Origin of the sequence: Rhizobium sp. WCS2018Hpa-16, from assembly GCF_031843705.1 — a bacterium.
GTDB classification, from domain to species: domain Bacteria; phylum Pseudomonadota; class Alphaproteobacteria; order Rhizobiales; family Rhizobiaceae; genus Agrobacterium; species Agrobacterium tumefaciens_C.
In genome coordinates, this window is the sequence record NZ_JAVTIX010000001.1 from 974,331 (window position 1) to 996,065 (window position 21,735).

Consider the following 21,735-nt stretch of genomic DNA (forward strand, 5'->3'; position numbering starts at 1 on the left):
TCCGCGCTTAGCGCTTGGAAACTGGCAGGTAATCGCGCTTTGCTTCGCCGGTGTAGAGCTGGCGAGGGCGACCGATGCGCTGCTGTGGGTCTTCGATCATTTCGTTCCACTGTGCGATCCAGCCGACGGTGCGGGCGAGCGCGAAGAGAACTGTGAACATGGTCGTGGGGAAGCCGAGTGCCTTCAGCGTGATGCCGGAGTAGAAATCGACGTTCGGGTAGAGCTTCTTTTCGACGAAATAAGGATCGGACAGAGCGATCTTTTCCAGTTCGAGCGCGACCTGCATGATAGGATCATCCGAGTTGCCGGTGGCTTCCAGCACTTCGTACATCGTCTTCTGCATGATCTTGGCGCGCGGATCGTAGTTCTTGTAAACGCGGTGGCCGAAGCCCATCAGGCGGAACGGATCGTTCTTGTCCTTGGCGCGAGCGATGAATTCCGGAATGCGATCAACCGAACCGATTTCGTTGAGCATGTTGAGCGCAGCTTCGTTCGCGCCGCCATGGGCAGGGCCCCAGAGGCAAGCGATACCTGCAGCGATACATGCGAACGGGTTTGCACCAGACGAGCCGGCGAGGCGCACGGTCGAGGTCGAAGCGTTCTGCTCATGGTCGGCATGCAGGATGAAAATGCGGTCCATGGCGCGTGCCAGAACTGGGTCAACCTTGTAGTCTTCGCATGGTACGGCAAAGCACATGTTGAGGAAGTTGGACGCGTAATCCAGATCATTCTTCGGGTAAACGAAGGGCTGGCCGATGTGGTACTTATAAGCCATCGCCGCAATTGTCGGCATTTTCGCGATCATGCGGAGCGACGCGACCATGCGCTGGTGCGGATCGGTGATGTCAGTGGAGTCGTGATAGAAGGCCGAAAGAGCGCCGACCGTGCCGCACATGACAGCCATCGGGTGGGCGTCGCGACGGTAGCCGGTGAAGAAGCGGCTCATCTGCTCATGCACCATTGTGTGGCGCGTAACCCGGGTATCGAAGTCCTTCTTCTGTGCAGTTGTTGGCAGTTCGCCGTAAAGCAGCAGATAGCAGGTTTCGAGGAAGTCACCCTGTTCGGCCAGTTGCTCGATAGGGTAGCCGCGGTGAAGCAGAACGCCTTCGTCACCATCGATGTAAGTGATCTTGGATTCGCAAGAGGCCGTCGACGTAAAGCCGGGGTCGTACGTGAAGGTGCCGGTGTTCTTGTAAAGCGTTCCGATATCTACGACCTTGGGTCCGATCGTGCCTTCCCGAACAGGAAGATCGACCGTGCTATCGCCGAGGGTCACTTTAGCGCTTGATTCCGTCATACCATACCTCCGATATATGCGGGCGATGCGGGATAACGCATCAGCCTGTTAAGCGTTACCGATTAGCTATATGATCCTAGTCATGATGCCAAGCTATCCAACCGGCAAATTGTGCATTGCGACACGCCAATATCCCAAAATGGTGCGATTCCGAGGCAGAGTGTTTCATTCTAGGTCAATGCTTCCTTAACTCAGCAAATGGTTGCAATAATACTTTGAGGGTTGCAAACTGAAAGGCTACGGCAGGGGGCGCCGGGCTTTGAATACGCAGAACGAAAAAATATTACTTTAGCGAGACCCAGACGAGATTCATTCCGCATGGAGAACTCGATGACTTGCTGTCGCCCCTGCATACCTCAAGTGGTAACGCGCTTGCAAAAAACGCGCAATCGGACTTACGTCTAGGTGCGATGGCGCGCTTCAGGCGCTGGTTGAATATTTGCCTTGCTGAAGAGGCAAATCATCGCCACGAATTTCTCTTCATTCCGGTGTTGATTGCTGCGGGAGCCGCCCTCTGGTTCAGCCTGCCGACGACACCGCCGCAGTGGCTTCTGTTTTCGCTTTCCGCATGCGCCATCATCATCGTTTGCGCGCTATTTTATAGGACTGGCCCCATTTCCATGGCTTTGAAGGCTGGGGCGCTTGTGGTGCTGGGCATGGTGCTGGCTGATGGGCAGTCTCGGCGGGCGGGTACGATCATTCTCGATACCCCGGTTACGACCGAGATTGCCGGAACGGTGGAGCGCCGCGAGCTGGATGCAAGGGGGAACTGGCGATATGTCGTTGCGGTGAAACAGACATCAGCCCCGCAGCTTGCGCGCGCGCCGCAAAAGGTCTCACTGGTTGCTCGCAGCCGTCATGAGGCGGTAGCGATAGGTGCGTCGATTATCGGCAAGGCGCGTCTGTCGCCGCCTTCAGGTCCGGCTCTGCCGGGGCTGAACGATTTCGCCTTCGGCTCCTATTTCAGCGGCGTTGGTGCAACCGGGTTCTTCTACTGCGCGCCGAAGATATGGACGGATCCGGCTGGCGAGGAGCAAGGCGGCACGTGGGCAGGGGCGGCGGATCGGTGGCTTTATGCGCTGAGAAGCAACATAGCGAACCGCATTCGCGACCTGATCGGCGGTGATGCTGGAGCCTTTGCGGCATCCATTGTCACCGATGAGAGACGTGCGATATCAGGCGAAACGATGGAGGCTTTGCGCATCTCGGGCCTCGCGCATATCGTCGCGATTTCCGGGCTCAACATGGCGCTCGCGGCCGGTATTTTCTTTGTTGGCATGCGAACCGTATTCAGCTTCTTTCCCGGCTTTTCTCAACGCTGGCCCGTGAAGAAGATTTCCGCCTTTGCGGCACTTCTCATGACATTCTGCTACTATCTGATATCAGGCTTCGCCGTCTCTGCGGAGCGAGCCTGGCTGATGATGTCGATCATGCTGGTTGCGGTTCTAGTGGACAGGCCATCGATCAGCGTTCGAAATGTTGCGCTTTCGGCCATCGTCATCATCGTCTTGTCTCCCAACGAGGTGATGGGCCCGAGCTTCCAGATGTCATTTGCAGCAACGCTGGCTCTTGTGTCGGGCTTTGCAGCCTGGAGCCGGTGGAGAGGCGAGCGCGAGCGCCCTGTTATCGCGCATCCGCCGTGGTGGCTCAGCGCCGCTTTTAAATGCGCAACCATCATTGGCGGCGTTATCGTGACATCGCTCATTGGCGGACTTTCAACGGCAATCTATTCCATCGAACATTTTCACCGCATCACAACATACGGGCTGGCCGCAAATCTTGCTGCGATGCCAATCATGTCACTCATTGTCATGCCGTTTGCGCTGATGGGCATGCTGCTGATGCCGTTCGGGCTTGATGCTCCATTCATCAAGGTCATGGGGTATGGAATGGCAATGGTCATCGACATCGCGACAACGGTGTCAGGCTGGGGCGGGGATGTGACGATTGGACGGCAGAACAGCTGGTTCCTCGCTGTGTCGACGACAGGTTTTCTGCTGCTCGCCCTTTTACGCACCCGGCTTGCATTGATTGGTCTACCCTTCGTTGCCGCGGGCTTTGTGCTGCTGAGCGCGGAGCAATGGCGCAGCAAGCCGGACTTTTTGATCTACGAGGATGGGTCGCTCGTTGCTCTTTTGAATGACGATGCGGTGGCAACCACAAAGCAGCGGGCGTCGGGCTTCATCTATGATCAGTGGGCGAGGGCGCTGCCCCTGCCGGAGCGCCATATTCCAGCAGATATGCTTGACGCAGAAAAGTCACCGGATAGTGACGACGAAGTTGGGGATGACTCACAAACCGGACGCCGCTCAACGCTGACGGACCAAGCCAAAGCGAAAGAACGGAAGGAGATGCAGAGGGCTCTCCTGAAACCAGATGGATTCACCTGTCGAAAAAACAGTTGGTGCGTATCGAAATCCAAAATCGGCATCACTGTAGCGGTAGTCTTCGACACTGCATTCGCGGGATTGGCCTGCGATATTGCCAATATTGTTGTCACGACACGCAGCGTTCCCTTCACCACATGCCGTTCTGGCGCCATTCTCATCACTCACGAAACCTTGCGCCGCACGGGGTCGATGGAGCTATGGCTAGGCGATGCAACAAAGCCGGTCCTGACCACAAGGGCTGCCATGCTGAGCGACAATCGGCCATGGACGGAGCACCGCCACTACGACTGGCGCGACAAAAGCTTCAATACAGGAATTCCGGCCCATATCGAACACCTGCTCACAGGCCGTCCATAACTCATGTGCTTTGGAGCGCGCCGCTGCTCGTCACGTCGGGACTGCGCGCAAATCCGCAAGCCATTCCCCCACATCCCGCGCCTCAGCCTCATGCGCATCATCGCGCCACGGTTCGAGAAGGGCCGCCTGTTCCCATTCCTGCATTGCCGGTAGGGAGAGGAGGTGATCCATATAGTGCTTCGATGCTGGAGACAGCGCCGTTCCGTAGGTCTGAAACCGAAACGCAACCGGGCAGAAAAACGCATCCACAGCTGTGAACCCGGCCCCGGCCAGGAATGGACCGCCATGGGCTGCCAGCCCTTGCTGCCACAAGGCGTCTATCCGGGAAATATCTCTCTGCAATGCGTCCGATATGGAGGATGGCCTAATTCGAAGACCAACACTCATGGGATGGTTGTTGCGCAATGTGGAGAAGCCAGCATGCATCTCCGCCGCGGCAGAGCGAGACCAGGCCCGTGCCTTTGCATCCGCTGCCCATACGCCATCATGCTTTTCCGCAAGATACTCGGTGATGGCGAGCGATTCCCAAACGGTCAGATCGCCATCCACAAGACATGGAACTTTCGATGTCGGTGAAAACTCCGAAAACGCATGGTCCTTGTCATCGAAACGCATGAATCGCTCGGAAAATCCAATTCCGAGCGTGCGCATCAGCACCCAGATTCGCAGTGACCAAGACGAGTAATTCTTGTTGGCGATGAAAAGTTGATACATGAGCAGCGCTCCTAAAAGGCAGCGATCAAAAAGAGAAAACTATCAGTAAACGAGAGAATTTCTTGCATAAAGCCATCCACAGCGATGGCATCATTCAAATTATTTGATGACCGTAACCAGCGTGGCGATCACGCCGGCTCACAAGCACCAGCTACAAACGCAACGGCGAAATTCCCATGCCATAAGTATCTGCTGACATAACGGAAAATCCACTCCAAATCACCGAATCGCAGTGGAATCGATACCCGGCTAACAAGTTCTATCACCGCGCGGTGACTTGAGGCCCCGCGAGCGTCAACAGAGTTAAGACTGCGCCTGAAAAGCGAGGCAAGAGCCTGTCAGGCTGGTCAGTGATAACGCCTGATCAGACCAACAAGCTTTCCCTGAATCTTGACCCTGTCGGGTCCAAATATGCGGGTTTCATAAGCAGGGTTCGCAGCTTCAAGTGCGATAGACGCGCCGTTGCGACGGAAGCGCTTAAGCGTTGCCTCCTCTTCGTCCACCAGAGCCACGATGATATCACCGGGATTTGCGGTGCTGGTATCCTTGATAATGACGGTATCGCCGTCAAAAATACCGGCTTCGATCATCGAATCGCCTTTGACCTCAAGCGCGTAATGCTCACCCGCACCCAGCATATCCATCGGCACGACCACATCATGAGTGTTGTTCTGGATGGCGGAGATTGGCACGCCCGCTGCAATGCGTCCCATGACCGGTACGCTGACTGATTCAGAATTTCTGCTGTTGGAAGATGATGGCTGAGGCCGTTGCTCAACAGCTGCGGTTTTGCCGAGACTGCCCTCAATAACACTTGGCGTGAAGCCGCGCTGTGGCTTTTCCGGGGGCGAATATGATTCGGGAAGCTTGATAACCTCGAGCGCACGGGCTCTGTTCGGTAGCCGGCGAATGAAGCCGCGCTCTTCAAGCGCTGTGATCAACCGATGGATGCCTGACTTTGATGCAAGCTCCAGTGCATCCTTCATTTCATCGAAAGATGGTGGCACGCCGGACTCTTTCATTCTCTCATGAATGAATAGAAGCAGTTCCTGCTGTTTGCGCGTGAGCATGAAGAGACCCTTGACGATTCGAGGCGGAGATTCGGGAAACAAATACAGAACGAACACTATCTGTTCCATATGTGTTCTGCAATCCCTTAAAACTCAGTGAAAGTACAAACGAGTTTCAGCGTTGCCCACAATCCCGCCGAATACCGCTCCTATACCGTGACTCGCTGTCGGCTTACTGCTACATGCGTTGCCAAGATCGGGCGTGATGCCCGTGCACTGTTTCATTTGTTCCAAGGGAAAACCATGAGTGCGACGAACAATCTGAAGGTCATTGCCGGCGAGGGCGCTGCTGCGGTCTCTTTCTCGAACACCGAACGGTTTTCCCTGATTGCCGGTCCGTGCCAGATGGAAAGCCGTGACCATGCTTTCATGATTGCCGAAACGCTGGCCGAACTCTGCGGCAAGCTGGGAATCGGCCTTGTTTACAAATCATCCTACGACAAGGCCAACCGCACCTCGCTTTCGGGCCAGCGCGGCATCGGCATCGACAAGGCGCTGGAAGTCTTCGCCGAGTTGAAGGCGCAGTTCGGCTTTCCAGTCCTTTCGGATATTCACACAGAAGAGCAGTGCGCCATTGTTGCGCCCGTCATAGATATTCTGCAGATTCCGGCATTTCTCAGCCGTCAGACGGACCTGCTGGTGGCTGCTGCAAAGACCGGCCGAGTGATCAACGTCAAGAAGGGCCAGTTTCTGGCACCCTGGGACATGAAGAACGTGCTGGCCAAGCTAAATGACAGCGGCAACTCCAATGTGCTGCTGTGCGAGCGTGGTGCATCCTTCGGCTACAATACGCTTGTGTCGGATATGCGCTCACTGCCAATCATGGCATCGCTCGGTGCGCCAGTTATATTCGATGCGACCCATTCCGTTCAGCAGCCCGGCGGGCAGGGTGGCTCGACAGGTGGTCAACGCGAGTTCGTGGAAACATTGGCACGCGCGGCGGTGGCCGTTGGTGTTGCCGGTCTTTTCATAGAGACGCATGAGGACCCTGATAATGCGCCGTCCGATGGCCCCAACATGGTTCACCTGAAAGATATGCCGAAGCTTCTCGAAAAACTTCTGGCTTTCGACAATATCACCAAATCCGCCTGATATTTCGGCGCCGAGAGGCGTCGATGGAAACCATCGCGCAGGACGGGGCTTGTCATTGTAATTTCTTCCGCATCGGCTACAGCGGAAGACGAATACCAAACGACTCGCCGCTCTGGCGACGTGTTTTTATCGCATGCCGGAATCTGAAACTTCTTCACAGCTTCCCTCATGCGCTTTAAGACATGCACCTGAAAAACACTGTTCCAATCCTAAGGGAGAGATCATGACAGCCATTACCGACATTATCGCACGCGAAATTCTCGACAGCCGCGGCAACCCGACCGTTGAGGTAGATGTCTATCTTGAAGACGGCTCTTTCGGCCGCGCAGCGGTTCCATCGGGCGCATCCACCGGCGCGCATGAAGCCGTAGAGCTGCGCGATGGCGGCAAGCGTTACCTCGGTAAGGGCGTCGAGAAGGCAGTCGAAGCCGTCAACACGGAAATCTTCGATGCGCTGGGCGGTTTCGATGCCGAGAGCCAGATCCATGTCGACCAGACACTGATCGAACTCGACGGTACTCCGAACAAATCGCGCCTCGGTGCCAATGCCATCCTCGGCGTTTCGCTGGCTGTTGCTAAGGCTGCTGCTGAAACCACGGGCCTGCCACTCTATCGTTACGTTGGTGGCCCGAACGCGCATCTGCTGCCAGTTCCTATGATGAATATCATCAATGGTGGCGCGCATGCCGATAACCCAATCGACTTTCAGGAATTCATGATCATGCCAGTCGGCGCGGAAAATATCCGTGACGCGGTGCGTATCGGCGCTGAAATCTTCCACGTTCTGAAGAAGGAACTGTCTGCGCAGGGTTTCAACACCAATGTGGGCGACGAAGGCGGCTTTGCGCCGGGCCTGAAGAGCGCGCCGGAAGCACTCGATTTCATCATGAAGTCCGTTGAAAAGGCTGGTTACAAGCCAGGCGAAGACGTGGCGCTGGCTCTCGATTGCGCCTCGACGGAATTCTTCAAGAACGGCAAATACGTGATGGAAGGCGAAGGTCGCACGCTGGAGCCTGAAGCCATGGCGGATTATCTCGCCGAGCTCGCTGGTAAGTATCCGATCATCTCGATCGAAGACGGCATGGCCGAAGACGATTGGGACGGCTGGAAGTACCTTACAGACAAGATCGGCAAGAAAGTTCAGCTGGTTGGCGACGATCTGTTCGTGACCAACTCTGCCCGCCTTCGTGACGGCATCAAGATGGGCGTTGCCAATTCGATCCTCGTCAAGGTCAACCAGATCGGATCGCTGACGGAAACGCTCGATGCTGTTGAAACTGCACACAAGGCTGGCTACACGGCTGTCATGTCTCACCGCTCTGGTGAAACAGAAGACTCCACGATTGCCGATCTTTCAGTTGCCACCAACTGCGGACAGATCAAGACAGGCTCGCTTTCGCGCTCTGACCGTCTGGCCAAGTACAACCAGTTGATCCGTATCGAAGAAATGCTCGGCCCACAGGCCGCCTATGCAGGTCGCTCCATTCTTCGCGGCTGATTTCGATATCGATATGACACGACGAAAAGCCCGGTTAACGCCGGGCTTTTTTGTGCGCTGCGGTCGGAGCGTGCGTTAAGGTCAACGGATGGTTAAGCATATGTCGCTATGATGCCTTCAGTAACGCGTTTGAAGGCTGTTTCAGAGTATGTGGACCAAGCATCACAAGAAAAGACGTTTTGGCCGTCTTGTCGTTCCGGCAATCACGGTCGCGTTTCTCTCCTATTTCGGGTATCATTCCATCCATGGTGATTTCGGGCTGAAGGCTGCGGAGCAGTTGGAGAAGCAGCGCGTCGCCCGTTCGGCGGAACTGGCCAAGCTTACCAAGGCTCGCACGGCGCTGGAGCGCCAAGTTGAGTTGATGAGTGATGGCTCGCTCGAGCGCGACATGATCGATGAGATCTCTCGCTATCAGCTGAACATGTCACGCGCCGACGAAATCGTCATCATGAACACATATTTTTGATTAACCGAATTTCAGTTAATCTCATTTTTTAATTTATTCGCAGTCACTTAGGGCGAATACGAGCCATGCGTTTATGCCATTGCTGCTTCGCGTTTTCTTGCATATGGTGCGCACCGATCCAACCATTCTAAATGGCAACTCAGGGAGGGATGTATGGCACCGCGAAAAAACGCGACCGTATCCGGCCGCAAGACCACGGCAAAGACAGCCGCTAAGGAATTTACCGGCCAGAACACGCCGGAGTTCGGCAAAGATGAAGAGCTCCACGCGTATCGCGAGATGCTGTTGATCCGCCGATTCGAAGAAAAGGCCGGCCAGCTTTATGGCATGGGCTTCATCGGCGGCTTCTGTCACCTCTACATCGGGCAGGAAGCTGTCGTTGTGGGCATGAACATGTCTCAGAAGGAAGGTGATCAGGTTATCACTGCCTATCGCGACCACGGCCACATGCTGGCTGCTGGCATGAGCGCGCGTGGCGTCATGGCTGAGTTGACCGGACGAAGCGGCGGCTTGTCGAAAGGCAAGGGCGGCTCCATGCACATGTTCTCCAAGGAAAAGCATTTCTACGGGGGACACGGCATCGTGGGTGCCCAGGTTTCTCTCGGAACCGGTCTTGCCTTTGCTAACAAGTATCGCGGCAATGACAGTGTTTCCGTCGCCTATTTCGGTGATGGCGCGGCCAACCAGGGCCAGGTCTATGAGAGCTTCAACATGGCTGCTCTCTGGAAGCTCCCAATCATTTATATCGTCGAAAACAACCATTACGCCATGGGTACATCGACTGCGCGCGCAACCGCCCAGTCCAACTACTCGCTGCGTGGCGTTGGCTTCGGTATTCCGGGTATGCAGGTCGATGGTATGGATGTTCGTGCCGTCAAGGCTGCTGCCGATGAGGCGCTGGAACATTGCCGCTCCGGCAAGGGTCCGATCATTCTTGAAATGCTGACCTATCGTTACCGTGGTCACTCCATGTCTGACCCGGCGAAATACCGTTCCAAAGATGAAGTGCAGAAAATGCGCGCGGAACATGACCCAATCGAGCAGGTCAAAGCCCGTCTCCTTGAAAAGGGCTGGGCGTCTGAGGATGAACTCAAGGCAATCGACAAGGATGTTCGTGACGTCGTTGCCGACAGCGCGGAGTTCGCCCAGACCGATCCGGAGCCGGATGTATCCGAGCTCTACACCGATATTCTGCTCTGATTTGGGAAGGGAGACATCATGCCTATAGAGATTCTCATGCCCGCCCTTTCCCCAACCATGGAGGAAGGCACGCTTTCCAAGTGGTTGAAGAAAGAGGGTGACAAGGTTGTTGCTGGCGACGCTATCGCTGAAATCGAAACAGACAAGGCAACGATGGAAGTCGAAGCCGTGGATGAAGGCACGATTGGCAAGCTGCTGATCGAGGCTGGCACCGAAGGCGTCAAGGTCAACACCGCGATTGCTGTGCTGCTTCAGGATGGCGAAAGCGCAGATGATATGTCTGCTGCATCCGCTCCCAAGAAGGAAGAGCCAAAGGCTGAGGCTTCCAACTCCGGTTCGGACGCTGCTGGTGGCAAGACCCGCGAAGCAACGGAAGAGCCTTCTGCTGCCAAGGAAGCAGCGAAGGTTCCAGCAGCACCGAAGATCGAAGTTGCTGCCGACCCTGACATTCCAGAGGGCACCGAATTCGTAACGCAGACAGTGCGTGAAGCACTGCGCGATGCGATGGCGGAAGAAATGCGCTCTGACGAAAACGTCTTCGTCATGGGCGAAGAAGTTGCCGAATACCAGGGTGCCTACAAGATCACTCAGGGCTTGTTGCAGGAATTTGGCGCCAAGCGCGTCATCGATACGCCGATCACCGAGCACGGCTTTGCCGGTATTGGCGTCGGTGCTGCGATGACGGGTCTGCGCCCGATCGTTGAATTCATGACGTTCAACTTCGCGATGCAGGCCATCGACCAGATCGTCAACTCTGCTGCCAAGACGCTCTACATGTCTGGCGGTCAGATGGGTGCGCCAATGGTGTTCCGTGGTCCATCGGGCGCTGCTGCCCGCGTTGGCGCACAGCACTCGCAGTGCTACGCGGCATGGTACAGCCATATCCCGGGCCTCAAGGTCGTAATGCCGTATTCGGCTGCTGATGCCAAAGGTCTGCTCAAGGCTGCGATCCGCGATCCGAACCCTGTCGTCTTTTTGGAAAACGAAATTCTTTACGGTCAGAGCTTCGAAGTGCCGAAGCTGGATGATTTCGTGCTGCCAATCGGCAAGGCGCGCATTCACCGCAAGGGCAAGGACGTTACCATCGTTTCCTTCGGTATCGGCATGACCTACGCCATCAAGGCTATTGCGGAACTCGAAAAGCTCGGCATCGACGTTGAACTCATCGATCTGCGTACAATCCGTCCGATGGATCTGCCAACAGTGATCGAATCGGTCAAGAAGACCGGTCGTTTGGTGACGGTGGAAGAAGGCTTCCCGCAGTCATCGGTCGGTGACTTCATCGCTAACCAGGTCATGCGCGCCGCATTCGATTATCTCGACGCGCCGATCCTGACGATTGCTGGCAAGGACGTTCCGATGCCTTACGCTGCGAACCTTGAAAAGCTTGCTCTGCCGAACGTTGACGAAGTTATCGAGGCGGTCAAAACCGTCTGCTACAAGTGAAGGGGGAGAGTGTGAGTAAAATCAAACAAATCCTCCCGGCAACTGAAAACTGGCACCGCGTTCTCGGTTCCAAAGATGCCCCGCAATTCGAGCGGGTTATCTTCTGGGCTGTGGTCAATGATGGTGAAGGCGATGTGGTCGTTGGCGTTCCGCGTGAGAACATCGGCGTCATCGGTGCCGTCAGCGAATGGCTGAACGACGTTGCGGGATATATCGAAATCGACCCGTCGCAGATCAGCCGGCTCGCGGAACATCCCGAAGAGTTGGAACAGTATAATCTCGTTTGGGGGGAGGGCTAGTCATGCCTATCAACATCACAATGCCTGCCCTGTCTCCGACGATGGAAGAGGGCAATCTGACGAAGTGGCTCGTCAAGGAAGGCGACAAGGTCGGTCCTGGCGACGTGATTGCCGAGATCGAAACAGACAAGGCGACCATGGAAGTGGAAGCCGTGGATGAAGGCATCGTTGCCAAGCTCGTCGTCCCAGCCGGTTCCGAAGCGGTCAAGGTCAATGCCGTGATCGCCATTCTCGCCGCCGAAGGCGAAGATGTGGCTGATGCTGCCAAGGGCGGCGGTTCCGCACCTGCAAAGGCAGAGGCGAAAGCCGAAGCACCGAAGGCTGACGCCGCCAAGGCTGATGCACCTGCGGACGTGAAGGCTGAATCAGCACCTGTAAAGGATGAAAAGCCTGTTGCTGATCAGGGTCCTGCGCCATCCACACCAGCACCGGTCTCGAAAAGCGGAGAGCGTATCTTCGCTTCGCCTCTGGCCCGTCGCCTGGCGAAGGATGCCGGTCTTGATCTGTCTGCAGTTTCCGGTTCCGGCCCGCATGGCCGTATCGTGAAGACGGACGTTGAAAAGGCGGCAGCTTCTGGCGGCGCAAAGGCGGCTCCTGCTGCTGCACCATCGGCTGGTACTGCGGCTCCTGCGCCTGCCAAGGGTGCGTCGGACGAAAGCGTGCTCAAGCTGTTTGCGGAAGGCTCTTACGAGCTTCTGCCACACGATGGCATGCGCAAGACAATCGCCTCGCGCCTCACGGAATCGACTCAGACCGTACCGTCCTACACGGTATCGATGGAGTGCGAACTCGATGCGATGCTGAAGCTGCGCGCCGAGATCAACGCATCCGCACCGGTGAAGAAGACCGAAAAGGGCGAGGTTCCAGCCTTCAAGCTTTCCGTCAACGACTTCATCATCAAGGCAATGGCGCTTGCTCTGCGTGATGTGCCGATGGCGAATGCTTCGTGGACATCGACCGCTCGTGTTCTGCACAAGCATGCCGATGTTGGCGTTGCCGTGTCGATCCCAGACGGTCTGATCACGCCAATCGTTCGGAAGGCAGAGACAAAGACCCTGTCTGCCATCTCCAACGAGGTCAAGGATCTTGCCAAGCGTGCGCGTGACAAGAAGCTGAAGCCGGATGAATACCAGGGCGGCACGACATCCGTGTCCAACCTCGGCATGTTCGGTGTCTCTTCCTTCACGTCCATCGTCAACCTGCCGCAGGCATCCATTGTGTCTATCGGCGCTGGCGTCGAGAAGCCGGTTGTTCGTGGCGGCAAAATCGAAGTTGGCACGGTAATGACGGCAACCTTTGCCTTTGACCACCGCGTCATAGATGGTGCGCTGGGTGCAGAACTTGCATCCGCATTCAAGCGCTACATCGAAAACCCGATGGGTATGCTGGTCTAAAAAACGCGGAGCCGAGAACCGATCAGGTTTTCGGCTCGCTCCATTCGGGAGGCCGACGTGACGAAGAACGTTCTCTGCTATGGCGACAGTCTGACATGGGGATATGATGCCGAAAATCTCGGCCGTCATGCTTATGAAGACCGTTGGCCGAGTGTCCTGCAAAAGGCGCTGGGCGCCAGTGTCAATGTCATCGCCGAAGGGCTGAACGGCAGAACGACGGCCTATGATGACCATCTTTCCGACTGCGACCGCAATGGCGCACGGGTTTTGCCGACGCTTCTGCACAGCCATTGCCCTGTTGATCTCGTCATCATCATGCTCGGCACCAACGATCTGAAGCGCGGCATTGGCCCGGGGTCTGCCGTTGGTGCGGTGAAGGGCGTTGAGCGACTTGTGGCACTGGTTCGCCAGCACGCCTGGCCATTCGGATATGAACAGCCCGAAATCCTGCTCGTTTCCGCGCCGCATATTTGCGAAACAGGCAATGAAATGTTTGCGGCGATGTTCGTAAACGCCATCGAGCAATCGCAGATGATGGGTTCGTTGTACCGGGATCTGGCGGATGAAAAGGGCTGCGGCTTCTTTGATGCGGCATCCGTTGCTGTGACGACGCCGGTCGATGGCGTTCATCTGGATGCAGAAAATACGCGTGCAATCGGACGAGGCCTCGAGCCCGTCGTTCGCATGATGCTTGGACTTTAAAATAAATTGATTGAGGCGGCGACCATGTTTCGCCCTCAAGAAGCAAAGACAGGAAACAGACATGGCTCAGTCTTATGACGTCATCATCATCGGTTCGGGTCCGGGCGGTTACGTCACGGCCATCCGTGCGGCACAGCTTGGCCTCAAGACTGCGATTGTCGAGCGCGAACATCTGGGCGGCATCTGCCTGAACTGGGGTTGTATTCCTACCAAGGCCCTGCTTCGCTCTGCCGAAGTTCTGGATAATTCCAACCATGCCAAGAATTACGGTCTGAAGCTGGAAGGTACAATCACTCCGGACGTGAAGGAAGTTGTAGCCCGTTCGCGGGGCGTTTCTGCGCGCCTGAATGGCGGCGTGGCTTACCTGATGAAGAAGAACAAGATCGACGTTATCTGGGGTGAGGCAAAGCTCACGAAAGCAAACGAGATCGTTGTCGGCAAAATTTCCAAGCCAATCGTTCAGCCACAGAACCCCGTTCCAAAGGGTGTGCTGGGCGAGGGCACCTATACGGCAAAGCACATCATCGTTGCGACCGGTGCGCGTCCGCGTGCGCTGCCCGGCATCGAGCCGGATGGCAAGCTGATTTGGACCTATTTTGAAGCGATGAAGCCGGATTTCCTGCCGAAATCCATCGTCGTCATGGGTTCCGGCGCCATCGGCATCGAATTCGCGTCCTTCTATCGGTCCATGGGCGTCGATGTGACGGTTGTGGAATTGATGGCCAACATCATGCCGGTCGAAGATGTGGAGATCTCCGCCTTCGCCCGCAAGCAGCTGGAAAAGCGCGGCCTCAAGATCATCACCGAAGCCAAGGTTTCCAAGGTTGAGAAGGGCGCTGACTCGATCACGGCCCATATCGAGACCAAGGATGGCAAGGTTCAGACAATCACCGCAGATCGCTTGATTTCGGCTGTCGGCGTGCAGGGCAACATCGAAAACCTTGGTCTGGAGGCGCTTGGCGTCAAGACGGATCGCGGTTGCGTTGTCATCGATGGCTATGGCAAGACCAATGTTCCCGGTCTCTATGCCATTGGCGATGTGGCCGGTCCGCCAATGCTGGCGCACAAGGCAGAGCATGAAGGCGTGATCTGCATTGAAAAGATTGCCGGGTTGCCCAACGTGCACTCAATGGACAGGCTGAAGATCCCCGGCTGCACCTATTGCAACCCTCAGGTCGCCTCTGTCGGTCTGACAGAAGCCAAGGCAAAGGAGCAGGGCCGCGAAATCCGCGTTGGCCGCTATTCCTTCGCAGCCAACGGCAAGGCAATCGCGTTGGGCGAAGATCAGGGCATGGTCAAGACCATCTTCGACAAGAAGACGGGCGAGCTGATCGGCGCGCATATGGTTGGCGCCGAAGTGACCGAGCTCATTCAGGGCTTCGTGGTCGCCATGAACCTTGAAACGACCGAGGAAGAGCTGATGCACACCATCTTCCCGCATCCAACGCTTTCGGAAATGATGAAAGAAAGCGTGCTGGACGCCTATGGACGTGTGCTGAACGCATAACATCTGCCCGTTACCCGGCATTGCCTCGCAAAGCCGGGTACACCATATGTCGTTGAAATGCGATTGACGGAGTTTGAAGATGGAAAGTGTGGGCTGGATAGCAGCAATCATCATCGGCGGACTGGCGGGTTGGCTCGCGGGTAAGCTGATGGATATGCGCTTTGGCATTTTCATGAATATCGTTCTTGGCATCGTTGGCTCGGTTGTTGCGGTCGCAGTGCTACGAACATTCGACGTTTTCGTGCAGGACAGCCGTCTAGGCTATTTCGTCACATCTTTCCTGGGCGCGAGCCTTCTGTTATTTCTCGCCAAGCTCGTAAGGCGTTAGACCGTATCGGTACGGTGGAAGCAGGTTTCTATGGTCACTATTCTCGACAGGACATCGCAGGACGACAAGCGTGTTCGCCACCCGGAAAAGGCGCATCGTCCCGACACCGAGGTGATGCGCAAGCCCGAGTGGATTCGCGTCAAGGCGCCGACATCAAAGGGCTATCACGAGACACGCGAGCTGGTGCGTTCGCACAAGCTTGTCACCGTGTGCGAGGAAGCGGGCTGTCCGAATATCGGCGAATGCTGGGACAAGAAGCACGCCACCTTCATGATCATGGGCGAGATCTGCACACGCGCCTGCGCCTTTTGCAATGTCTCCACTGGCAAGCCAAATGCGCTTGATATGCTGGAACCGGAAAACGTTGCCAAGGCCGTCAAGCAGATGGGCCTCAACCACGTGGTCATCACCTCTGTCGACAGAGATGATCTGGCCGATGGTGGAGCGGAGCATTTCGAGAAGGTGATCTGGGCCATTCGCGCCGCATCGCCCGGCACGACGATTGAGATCCTCACGCCAGACTTTTTGAAGAAGCCCGGTGCGCTGGAGCGGGTCGTCGCCGCCAAGCCGGACGTTTTCAATCACAATATGGAAACAGTTCCAGGCAACTATCTGACGGTTCGTCCCGGTGCGCGTTACTTCCACTCCGTGCGCCTGTTGCAGCGGGTGAAGGAACTGGATCCGACAATGTTCACCAAATCCGGCATCATGGTTGGCCTGGGTGAAGAGCGCAACGAAGTGCTCCAACTGATGGATGACCTTCGCACTGCCGATGTCGACTTTCTGACCATCGGCCAGTACCTGCAGCCGACCAGAAAGCACCACAAAGTGGAAGCCTACGTGACGCCGGAAGAGTTCAAGTCCTACGAAACGATTGCTTACACCAAGGGCTTTCTGATGGTGGCCTCCAGCCCGCTTACCCGTTCATCGCACCATGCGGGTGATGACTTTGAGCGCCTGCGCGCAAACCGTGAGCGCAAGCTTCTGGCAGCGGCTGAGTAATCCTCAGCCCGCCTTCGCTGGCCGGTGCGCCTGCATGCACAGCAGCACGCTGAGCACGACTGAGACGATAGCTGCGGCTTCGATAACGGTCGGTCCGCGCTGTTCCCACATGAAGCCGTACAGAAGCGCAAACAGCGTTTCAAACAGGATCATCTGACCAACCATCGTCAGCGGCAGCAGACGGCTCATGCGGTTCCAGAACGCATTTCCTAAGATCGAGGCCGAGATGCCGAGACCAACCGCTATGGAGGCGAATTGGAACCAATCGGCATTGCTGTGGACGTTTTGGCTGAAGGCGAATGCGGGCACCGCAACAACCAGCGCCAGACCACCAGTGACCACGCCCGTCATGAGGTTCCACTCATCGGCGCTGACATCATGAAGGCGTGTGAGCCAGCGGGCGTTTCCAACAGCAAAAGCGGTCCATGATGCGAGCGCGCCGATGGCGCAGATAAGGCCGATGATCTTTGTCGGATCGAGACTGCCCTGACCTTCAAACAGTGACTGCCACGAAATTCCAAAAATGCCGATGGCTCCAAAAAGAAGCGAGGGCCACAACCGTTTCAGAGAAACCGCGCCATGGTCGCGGCTGCCGATGATGGAAATGGCCACGGGCATGAAGCCTATGATGATGGATGTGAAGGCGACGCCGCTGAGTTGCACGGCGGTTGAGATCAGGAAATAATAGGCGATATTGCCGATGAGGCTAAGCCAACCCAGAGCGAGCCATTCGGCCTTGCCGAAACGCGAAGCTACACGCCGGATTTTGGGGGCGATGAGTACCAGTGCCAGCAGTCCATAGGTCAGATATCGCGCAGTCGAAAGCTGCAAGGGCGTAAAGCCGGCTGGGATGAGTTTTGGAGCCAGAAAGATACCGCCCCAGAGTGCGCCCGCCATCATTCCGTAAAATACGCCCAGTCCCGTCTTGTTCATGCCATGTCCATCCGTTGCATGGCGCTGTTTGCCATGGGGTGGAACGGCTGTCTTGACATAAACTACTGTTAAGGCGCGGAAAGTTCACGACGATAGGCGGCGGGCGTCGTGCCCGTGGCTTTTTTCATGGCGCGGGTGAGGGCGGTCTGATCTGAAAAACCTGCTTTATCGGCAATCTCGGCAATAGGGAGAGGCGTGTTGGCGAGATAATCGCAGATTTTGCGCATACGGATGTCGGCCAGCCAAAGATGCGGCGTTTCATCGAACTGTTCGCGGAAAATGGCATGCAAGCGGCTGACGCTGATTTCAGCCTGATCAGCCATCCGCTCAAGGCTCCACGGCATGAACGGGTCTATTTCGACAAGCGTTCTCAGCAGCGAAACTCGGGATAGAACATCCGGGCTTTCATCGGTCAGGCTGGCAATCAGAATGGGTGCCCAGGCAATGCTGGCCTTGGCGTTCAGTTCGCCTCTTTGCAGCATGCCATGCATATAATGCGTCAGCCTGTTCGTTCGCGGCTGGATATCGAAAAATGAGTTTGACGAGAACGTGTCAAGCATCTGCGCAGAGACTGCCTGTTCGTTGACATCAACGATCAGAGATTGGTTCAGGCCCGTTGCGACCTGCGTGTGTGACGTGCCCTTGTGAACAAGTGCACCCTTCAAGGGTGATAATCTTTGCTGACGCCCGCAGACGTCTATGTCCAGTTGGCCTGACAGGGGGAGGACGATCTGCACGAAGGGATGGCGCTCATCCGGGGTCTCACCACGATAGGAGCGCAGGTCGACTGAAACGGTCGGCATTGAGCGTCCTCCTGGATATTAATCCGAACTTGGTCACAGCTGGCCGGTCGGACTTCCGTTCGTCTCAGACTTCAACTTCCTGCTTCACCGTCGATTCGCCACGCTTGCGCTTGCGAAGAACCGGCTTGTTCTCTCGTGCTTCGCACTTGGCGACATCAATGAGGTAAGCCAGCATCGGCATGCTGTTCATGGATGCAAGTTGCTTCGCGGATTCTAAGAGGTTGATGATATTTGCAAAGTCGTCCATCGTATCACTCGGCTGTTTGGTTGCACCCAAGGCTGCAATCGGTGGTGTTCAATAACGCCCAGCACGGCCAGCTTGCAATAGTCAATTTCTGCAAACAGCCATGCGTGGAGTGGGTAAGATGAACCTTCTGTATGATATCGAGCAGGCTGCCCGGCTCGTATCCAACGCTTCACGCGTCATGGTGCTGGGCAATTCAGGCGCGGGGAAGACTACGCTCTCGAAAAAGCTATCTGGTCATCTCAACTGCCAATATTTCTCGATAGACCGCGATGTGAGGTGGCAATCCCACTGGACGCAACGTGACAGCGCGGAGCAGCGCAGAATTTTACACGATATAGTCGGGCGCGAACGTTGGGTGCTGGATGGCGCCAATCCATCCACCCTGGATATCAGATTGCCGCGCACCAATGTCGTTATCTGGATGCGCCTGCCGCGCATGACGTGCTTGCTGGGTGTGGCGCGGCGTGTGGTGAAATATTACGGAACGGTGAGGCCTGATATGGCGGAAGGCTGCCCGGAACCGCTGCCAAATCGCGAGTTCCTCACCTATATCTGGAACTTCGAGACACATCACGCACCGAAATTCATTCGGAATTTTGAGCTGTACGGGCCTGAAACACCAATATTTCAGGTGAAATCTCGAGCGCAGGCAAGCAAGCTTCTTGATCTTGTCAGCGCAGCGCATTAACTGCGCCTCATGCCGCAATTCGAAACCCGCCGCCCTGTCAAGCACTCCCCCGAACGGATGTATAATCTCGTTGCCGACGTGGAGAAATACCCGGAATTTCTGCCACTTTGTGACAGCTTGACTGTTCGTTCGCGCAAAGAGCGAGACACCAAGACCTTGCTGGTTGCGGATATGACGGTTGGTTACAAAGCCATCCGTGAAACCTTCACGACCCAGGTTTTGCTGAAGCCCGAGGAATCGGCCATCGACGTGAAATATCTGGATGGTCCGTTCAAATATCTCGACAACCGCTGGCGTTTCGAACCCGGCGAGAATGGCGGCTGCTCGGTCTACTTCTTCATTGATTATGAGTTCAAGAGCAGGTTACTGGGCGCTGTTATGGGCTCCATGTTCGACCGTGCATTTCGAATGTTCGCGGAAGCTTTCGAGGCGCGCGCCGACAAGATTTACAAGGACTGATGGAGTTCTAAGAGCATCTCAAGCGCCGTCTTGACGGTGGCGAGACGAACCTGCTCGCGCCCAATATCGCCATATCGCATTTCTCGATGAAGCATATGCCCGGAACGCCCCGTTGCGGCGAGATGCACAAGGCCGACGGGCTTGGTGGCCGATCCACCGCCCGGACCCGCGATTCCTGTTACCGCGACTGAGAACTCAGCCCTTGAGCGGTAAAGTGCCCCATGAGCCATCTGGAGTGCGGTTTCTTTTGAGACTGCGCCAAACTCATCAAGTGTCGCAGGGCTCACCCCAAGCATGTCCATTTTGGCATCGTTGGTATAGGTGACGAACCCACGGTCCACCACGGCTGACGACCCGGAAATCTGCGTCAGCGCACCGGCAATCAATCCGCCTGTGCAGCTTTCCGCCATTGAGACCATATGACTGGACGCGCCAAATTCCTGCACGATGCGTTGCGCCAAAGCCTCAATGTCTGCCGGAAACAGGCTCATTCCGACCTCTGCCGATAGACGACCGTCGCCGTTGCGATTGCGGCGATACCTTCTCGCCGCCCGACGAAACCAATGGTCTCGTTTGTGGTGGCCTTCACCGAGCAGCGGTCTAGCGAGATATCAAGAATAGCAGAAAGGTTCTCGCGCATGGCTTGCCGATGTGGGCCTACTTTTGGCGCTTCGGCAATCAATGAAACATCCGCATTCATGATCGTGCCGCCATAATCACGGACGATTTTCGCCGCATGCGCCAGAAAAATCCTTGATGCCGCGCCCTTCCACTGGGGATCGGAGGGTGGGAAATGGTCGCCAATATCACCCGCACCACAGGTGGCGAGTAGAGCATCCGTCAACGCATGAAGCGCGACATCGGCATCCGAATGGCCCATTAGTTTCTGATCATGCGGAATGAAGACGCCACACAGGGTGACGCCGTCGCCCGGCACGAGTTGATGTACATCGTAGCCATTGCCAGTGCGCACATCCGGTAACGCAGCGCCAAGCTTTTCATCGGCCATTGTAATATCCCGTTTCAGCGTGAGTTTAACATTATCAACGAGGCCTTCCACCAATTGAACGGCAATGCCAGCCCATTCGGCAATCGCCGCATCGTCGGTGAAATCAAGCCGTCCCGATGCTGCAGCGGCCTGGTGTGCCTCAAATATAGAGGGGTAGTGGAAGGACTGGGGCGTTTGCGCGGCGTAAAGGTTGGTGCGAGACACCGTCTCGCCAACCAAACCGTCATGGCCGCGCTTCAGCGTATCAGCCACCGGCACCGCTGGCAAAACCGCTTTGGCGCCTGCCGAAAGTGCTTCGGTGATCCGTTGCAGCAAAGGTGCATCGATGAAAGGGCGAACGGCGTCATGGATCATAACGTGGGTAATGCCAAGCCCGTCCAGCGCTTCGAGGCCTGCAAGAACCGATTGTTGACGCGTCGCCCCACCCGTTACCGTGGCGAGTCGGCTTCCCGCATTGAGCCTTCTGGCAATTGGCTCGAAAAGCGAGGCGTCGTCGGCGTGAGTGACGACCACGATCTTGGCTGCATGTTCCCAGCCAAGAAACCGCTCCAGCGTGTGCTCAATGACGGGCTTTCTACCAATGAGGCGGTACTGTTTCGGCCCCTCTTGCGGAGAGCCAGCGCGTTCGCCACGCCCCGCCGCAACGATGACGATTGCTGTTGTCATTGCACTTCCCTGCATTGAACCCATGTTATTTATGCATTTCTTCAAAGGTTTACACGGGGTTGTCTAGCGTTTTAGAAAACGAATGGCCAGTCAGAATGCCGGACATGATGCACGCATCGAAAGCCTGCGATTAAGCAAATTCCATTTTACCCTGTCGCAAAACAAGGC

Annotated in this window: 22 protein-coding genes; 14 read left to right on the forward strand and 8 right to left on the reverse strand. The window is 56.1% G+C overall.

Translation table 11 applies throughout. The annotated features are described in order from the left end of the window. Positions 1-7: 7 nt before the first annotated feature. Positions 8-1,297 carry a citrate synthase gene (gene gltA / locus RQI55_RS04925; protein WP_192066749.1) on the reverse strand — a complete coding sequence of 430 codons (1,290 nt, stop codon included), beginning with the start codon at positions 1,295-1,297 and terminating at the stop codon, positions 8-10. Positions 1,298-1,632: 335 nt separating this feature from the next. Between gltA and RQI55_RS04930 the strand changes: the two genes are divergently transcribed. Then, entirely contained in the window at positions 1,633-4,044 is a 2,412-nt protein-coding gene (locus RQI55_RS04930; RefSeq protein ID WP_311272095.1) for a ComEC/Rec2 family competence protein, read from the forward strand. A gap of 30 nt (positions 4,045-4,074) precedes the next feature. On the opposite strand, the gene RQI55_RS04935 is transcribed toward RQI55_RS04930, so the two are convergent. Beyond that, positions 4,075-4,758 carry a glutathione S-transferase family protein gene (locus tag RQI55_RS04935; protein ID WP_311272094.1) on the reverse strand — a complete coding sequence of 228 codons (684 nt, stop codon included), beginning with the start codon at positions 4,756-4,758 and terminating at the stop codon, positions 4,075-4,077. Between the two features lie 347 nt (positions 4,759-5,105). Then, the gene (gene lexA / locus RQI55_RS04940) at positions 5,106-5,828 is read right to left on the reverse strand and encodes a transcriptional repressor LexA (RefSeq protein ID WP_192066743.1); all 723 of its coding nucleotides are present in this window, start codon (positions 5,826-5,828) and stop codon (positions 5,106-5,108) included. Positions 5,829-6,071: 243 nt separating this feature from the next. Here lexA and kdsA point away from each other — a divergent pair, with 243 nt between their 5' ends. The 11 genes from kdsA to lipA all read left to right on the forward strand — a co-directional run bounded on the left by kdsA (position 6,072) and on the right by lipA (position 16,762). Continuing rightward, positions 6,072-6,920 carry a 3-deoxy-8-phosphooctulonate synthase gene (gene kdsA, locus RQI55_RS04945; RefSeq protein WP_042619420.1) on the forward strand — a complete coding sequence of 283 codons (849 nt, stop codon included), beginning with the start codon at positions 6,072-6,074 and terminating at the stop codon, positions 6,918-6,920. 223 nt (positions 6,921-7,143) lie between these two features. Continuing rightward, a complete protein-coding gene (gene eno, locus RQI55_RS04950; protein WP_042619421.1) occupies positions 7,144-8,418 on the forward strand; it encodes a phosphopyruvate hydratase in 1,275 nt (424 codons plus the stop codon). A gap of 148 nt (positions 8,419-8,566) precedes the next feature. Then, a complete protein-coding gene (locus RQI55_RS04955; RefSeq protein ID WP_042619422.1) occupies positions 8,567-8,884 on the forward strand; it encodes a septum formation initiator family protein in 318 nt (105 codons plus the stop codon). 153 nt (positions 8,885-9,037) lie between these two features. Continuing rightward, entirely contained in the window at positions 9,038-10,084 is a 1,047-nt protein-coding gene (pdhA, locus tag RQI55_RS04960; RefSeq protein ID WP_243255947.1) for a pyruvate dehydrogenase (acetyl-transferring) E1 component subunit alpha, read from the forward strand. A gap of 18 nt (positions 10,085-10,102) precedes the next feature. Further along, positions 10,103-11,530, forward strand: a complete 1,428-nt coding sequence (locus RQI55_RS04965; RefSeq protein ID WP_042619424.1) for a pyruvate dehydrogenase complex E1 component subunit beta — start codon at positions 10,103-10,105, stop codon at positions 11,528-11,530. Between the two features lie 11 nt (positions 11,531-11,541). After that, on the forward strand, positions 11,542-11,829 hold the full coding sequence (locus tag RQI55_RS04970) for a hypothetical protein (RefSeq protein WP_042619425.1): 288 nt from the start codon (positions 11,542-11,544) through the stop codon (positions 11,827-11,829). A gap of 2 nt (positions 11,830-11,831) precedes the next feature. Beyond that, positions 11,832-13,223, forward strand: coding sequence for a pyruvate dehydrogenase complex dihydrolipoamide acetyltransferase (locus RQI55_RS04975; protein WP_243255948.1), 1,392 nt, complete (start codon positions 11,832-11,834; stop codon positions 13,221-13,223). Positions 13,224-13,280: 57 nt separating this feature from the next. Further along, positions 13,281-13,925 (forward strand): SGNH/GDSL hydrolase family protein, encoded by a 645-nt coding sequence (locus RQI55_RS04980; RefSeq protein WP_042619427.1) that lies wholly within the window; start codon positions 13,281-13,283, stop codon positions 13,923-13,925. 61 nt (positions 13,926-13,986) lie between these two features. Then, positions 13,987-15,432 carry a dihydrolipoyl dehydrogenase gene (gene lpdA / locus RQI55_RS04985; protein ID WP_311272093.1) on the forward strand — a complete coding sequence of 482 codons (1,446 nt, stop codon included), beginning with the start codon at positions 13,987-13,989 and terminating at the stop codon, positions 15,430-15,432. Between the two features lie 79 nt (positions 15,433-15,511). Then, positions 15,512-15,760 (forward strand): GlsB/YeaQ/YmgE family stress response membrane protein, encoded by a 249-nt coding sequence (locus RQI55_RS04990; protein WP_042619429.1) that lies wholly within the window; start codon positions 15,512-15,514, stop codon positions 15,758-15,760. Positions 15,761-15,790: 30 nt separating this feature from the next. Beyond that, a complete protein-coding gene (lipA, locus tag RQI55_RS04995) occupies positions 15,791-16,762 on the forward strand; it encodes a lipoyl synthase (RefSeq protein ID WP_192066729.1) in 972 nt (323 codons plus the stop codon). A gap of 3 nt (positions 16,763-16,765) precedes the next feature. Here lipA and RQI55_RS05000 read toward each other — a convergent pair whose 3' ends face one another. From RQI55_RS05000 to RQI55_RS05010, 3 genes are all read right to left on the reverse strand, one after another. Continuing rightward, complete coding sequence (locus tag RQI55_RS05000) at positions 16,766-17,695, reverse strand: DMT family transporter (RefSeq protein WP_192066727.1); 930 nt, start codon at positions 17,693-17,695, stop codon at positions 16,766-16,768. A gap of 68 nt (positions 17,696-17,763) precedes the next feature. Then, complete coding sequence (locus RQI55_RS05005; protein WP_243255951.1) at positions 17,764-18,498, reverse strand: AraC family transcriptional regulator; 735 nt, start codon at positions 18,496-18,498, stop codon at positions 17,764-17,766. 64 nt (positions 18,499-18,562) lie between these two features. Then, positions 18,563-18,745, reverse strand: coding sequence for a hypothetical protein (locus RQI55_RS05010; protein WP_042619741.1), 183 nt, complete (start codon positions 18,743-18,745; stop codon positions 18,563-18,565). 118 nt (positions 18,746-18,863) lie between these two features. Between RQI55_RS05010 and RQI55_RS05015 the strand changes: the two genes are divergently transcribed. Both RQI55_RS05015 and RQI55_RS05020 read left to right on the forward strand, forming a co-directional pair. Continuing rightward, positions 18,864-19,433: an AAA family ATPase gene (locus RQI55_RS05015; RefSeq protein WP_243255953.1), complete on the forward strand. Its 570-nt coding sequence runs from the start codon at positions 18,864-18,866 to the stop codon at positions 19,431-19,433. Positions 19,434-19,442: 9 nt separating this feature from the next. Next, positions 19,443-19,892 (forward strand): type II toxin-antitoxin system RatA family toxin, encoded by a 450-nt coding sequence (locus RQI55_RS05020; RefSeq protein WP_042619434.1) that lies wholly within the window; start codon positions 19,443-19,445, stop codon positions 19,890-19,892. On the opposite strand, the gene RQI55_RS05025 is transcribed toward RQI55_RS05020, so the two are convergent. Both RQI55_RS05025 and RQI55_RS05030 read right to left on the reverse strand, forming a co-directional pair. Continuing rightward, positions 19,880-20,383 (reverse strand): CinA family protein, encoded by a 504-nt coding sequence (locus tag RQI55_RS05025; RefSeq protein WP_243255954.1) that lies wholly within the window; start codon positions 20,381-20,383, stop codon positions 19,880-19,882. The two genes, RQI55_RS05020 and RQI55_RS05025, sit on opposite strands and share 13 nt — an antisense overlap. Beyond that, positions 20,380-21,567, reverse strand: coding sequence for a bifunctional 2-C-methyl-D-erythritol 4-phosphate cytidylyltransferase/2-C-methyl-D-erythritol 2,4-cyclodiphosphate synthase (locus tag RQI55_RS05030; protein WP_243255955.1), 1,188 nt, complete (start codon positions 21,565-21,567; stop codon positions 20,380-20,382). The genes RQI55_RS05025 and RQI55_RS05030 overlap by 4 nt, the downstream gene beginning before the upstream one ends. Positions 21,568-21,735: the final 168 nt, after the last annotated feature.

Bases quoted from the DNA above. Each gene is read 5' to 3' on its own strand.
- lpdA (WP_311272093.1), top strand. From the start codon at position 13,987: ATGGCTCAGTCTTATGACGTCATCATCATCGGTTCGGGTCCGGGCGGT.
- RQI55_RS04955 (WP_042619422.1), top strand. From the start codon at position 8,567: ATGTGGACCAAGCATCACAAGAAAAGACGTTTTGGCCGTCTTGTCGTT.
- RQI55_RS05030 (WP_243255955.1), bottom strand. From the start codon at position 21,567: ATGACAACAGCAATCGTCATCGTTGCGGCGGGGCGTGGCGAACGCGCT.
- RQI55_RS05010 (WP_042619741.1), bottom strand. From the start codon at position 18,745: ATGGACGACTTTGCAAATATCATCAACCTCTTAGAATCCGCGAAGCAA.
- lipA (WP_192066729.1), top strand. From the start codon at position 15,791: ATGGTCACTATTCTCGACAGGACATCGCAGGACGACAAGCGTGTTCGC.
- pdhA (WP_243255947.1), top strand. From the start codon at position 9,038: ATGGCACCGCGAAAAAACGCGACCGTATCCGGCCGCAAGACCACGGCA.
- RQI55_RS05005 (WP_243255951.1), bottom strand. From the start codon at position 18,498: ATGCCGACCGTTTCAGTCGACCTGCGCTCCTATCGTGGTGAGACCCCG.
- RQI55_RS04935 (WP_311272094.1), bottom strand. From the start codon at position 4,758: ATGTATCAACTTTTCATCGCCAACAAGAATTACTCGTCTTGGTCACTG.
- kdsA (WP_042619420.1), top strand. From the start codon at position 6,072: ATGAGTGCGACGAACAATCTGAAGGTCATTGCCGGCGAGGGCGCTGCT.
- RQI55_RS04990 (WP_042619429.1), top strand. From the start codon at position 15,512: ATGGAAAGTGTGGGCTGGATAGCAGCAATCATCATCGGCGGACTGGCG.
- gltA (WP_192066749.1), bottom strand. From the start codon at position 1,297: ATGACGGAATCAAGCGCTAAAGTGACCCTCGGCGATAGCACGGTCGAT.
- RQI55_RS05020 (WP_042619434.1), top strand. From the start codon at position 19,443: ATGCCGCAATTCGAAACCCGCCGCCCTGTCAAGCACTCCCCCGAACGG.
- RQI55_RS04965 (WP_042619424.1), top strand. From the start codon at position 10,103: ATGCCTATAGAGATTCTCATGCCCGCCCTTTCCCCAACCATGGAGGAA.
- RQI55_RS05015 (WP_243255953.1), top strand. From the start codon at position 18,864: ATGAACCTTCTGTATGATATCGAGCAGGCTGCCCGGCTCGTATCCAAC.
- lexA (WP_192066743.1), bottom strand. From the start codon at position 5,828: ATGCTCACGCGCAAACAGCAGGAACTGCTTCTATTCATTCATGAGAGA.
- eno (WP_042619421.1), top strand. From the start codon at position 7,144: ATGACAGCCATTACCGACATTATCGCACGCGAAATTCTCGACAGCCGC.
- RQI55_RS04975 (WP_243255948.1), top strand. From the start codon at position 11,832: ATGCCTATCAACATCACAATGCCTGCCCTGTCTCCGACGATGGAAGAG.
- RQI55_RS05025 (WP_243255954.1), bottom strand. From the start codon at position 20,383: ATGAGCCTGTTTCCGGCAGACATTGAGGCTTTGGCGCAACGCATCGTG.
- RQI55_RS05000 (WP_192066727.1), bottom strand. From the start codon at position 17,695: ATGAACAAGACGGGACTGGGCGTATTTTACGGAATGATGGCGGGCGCA.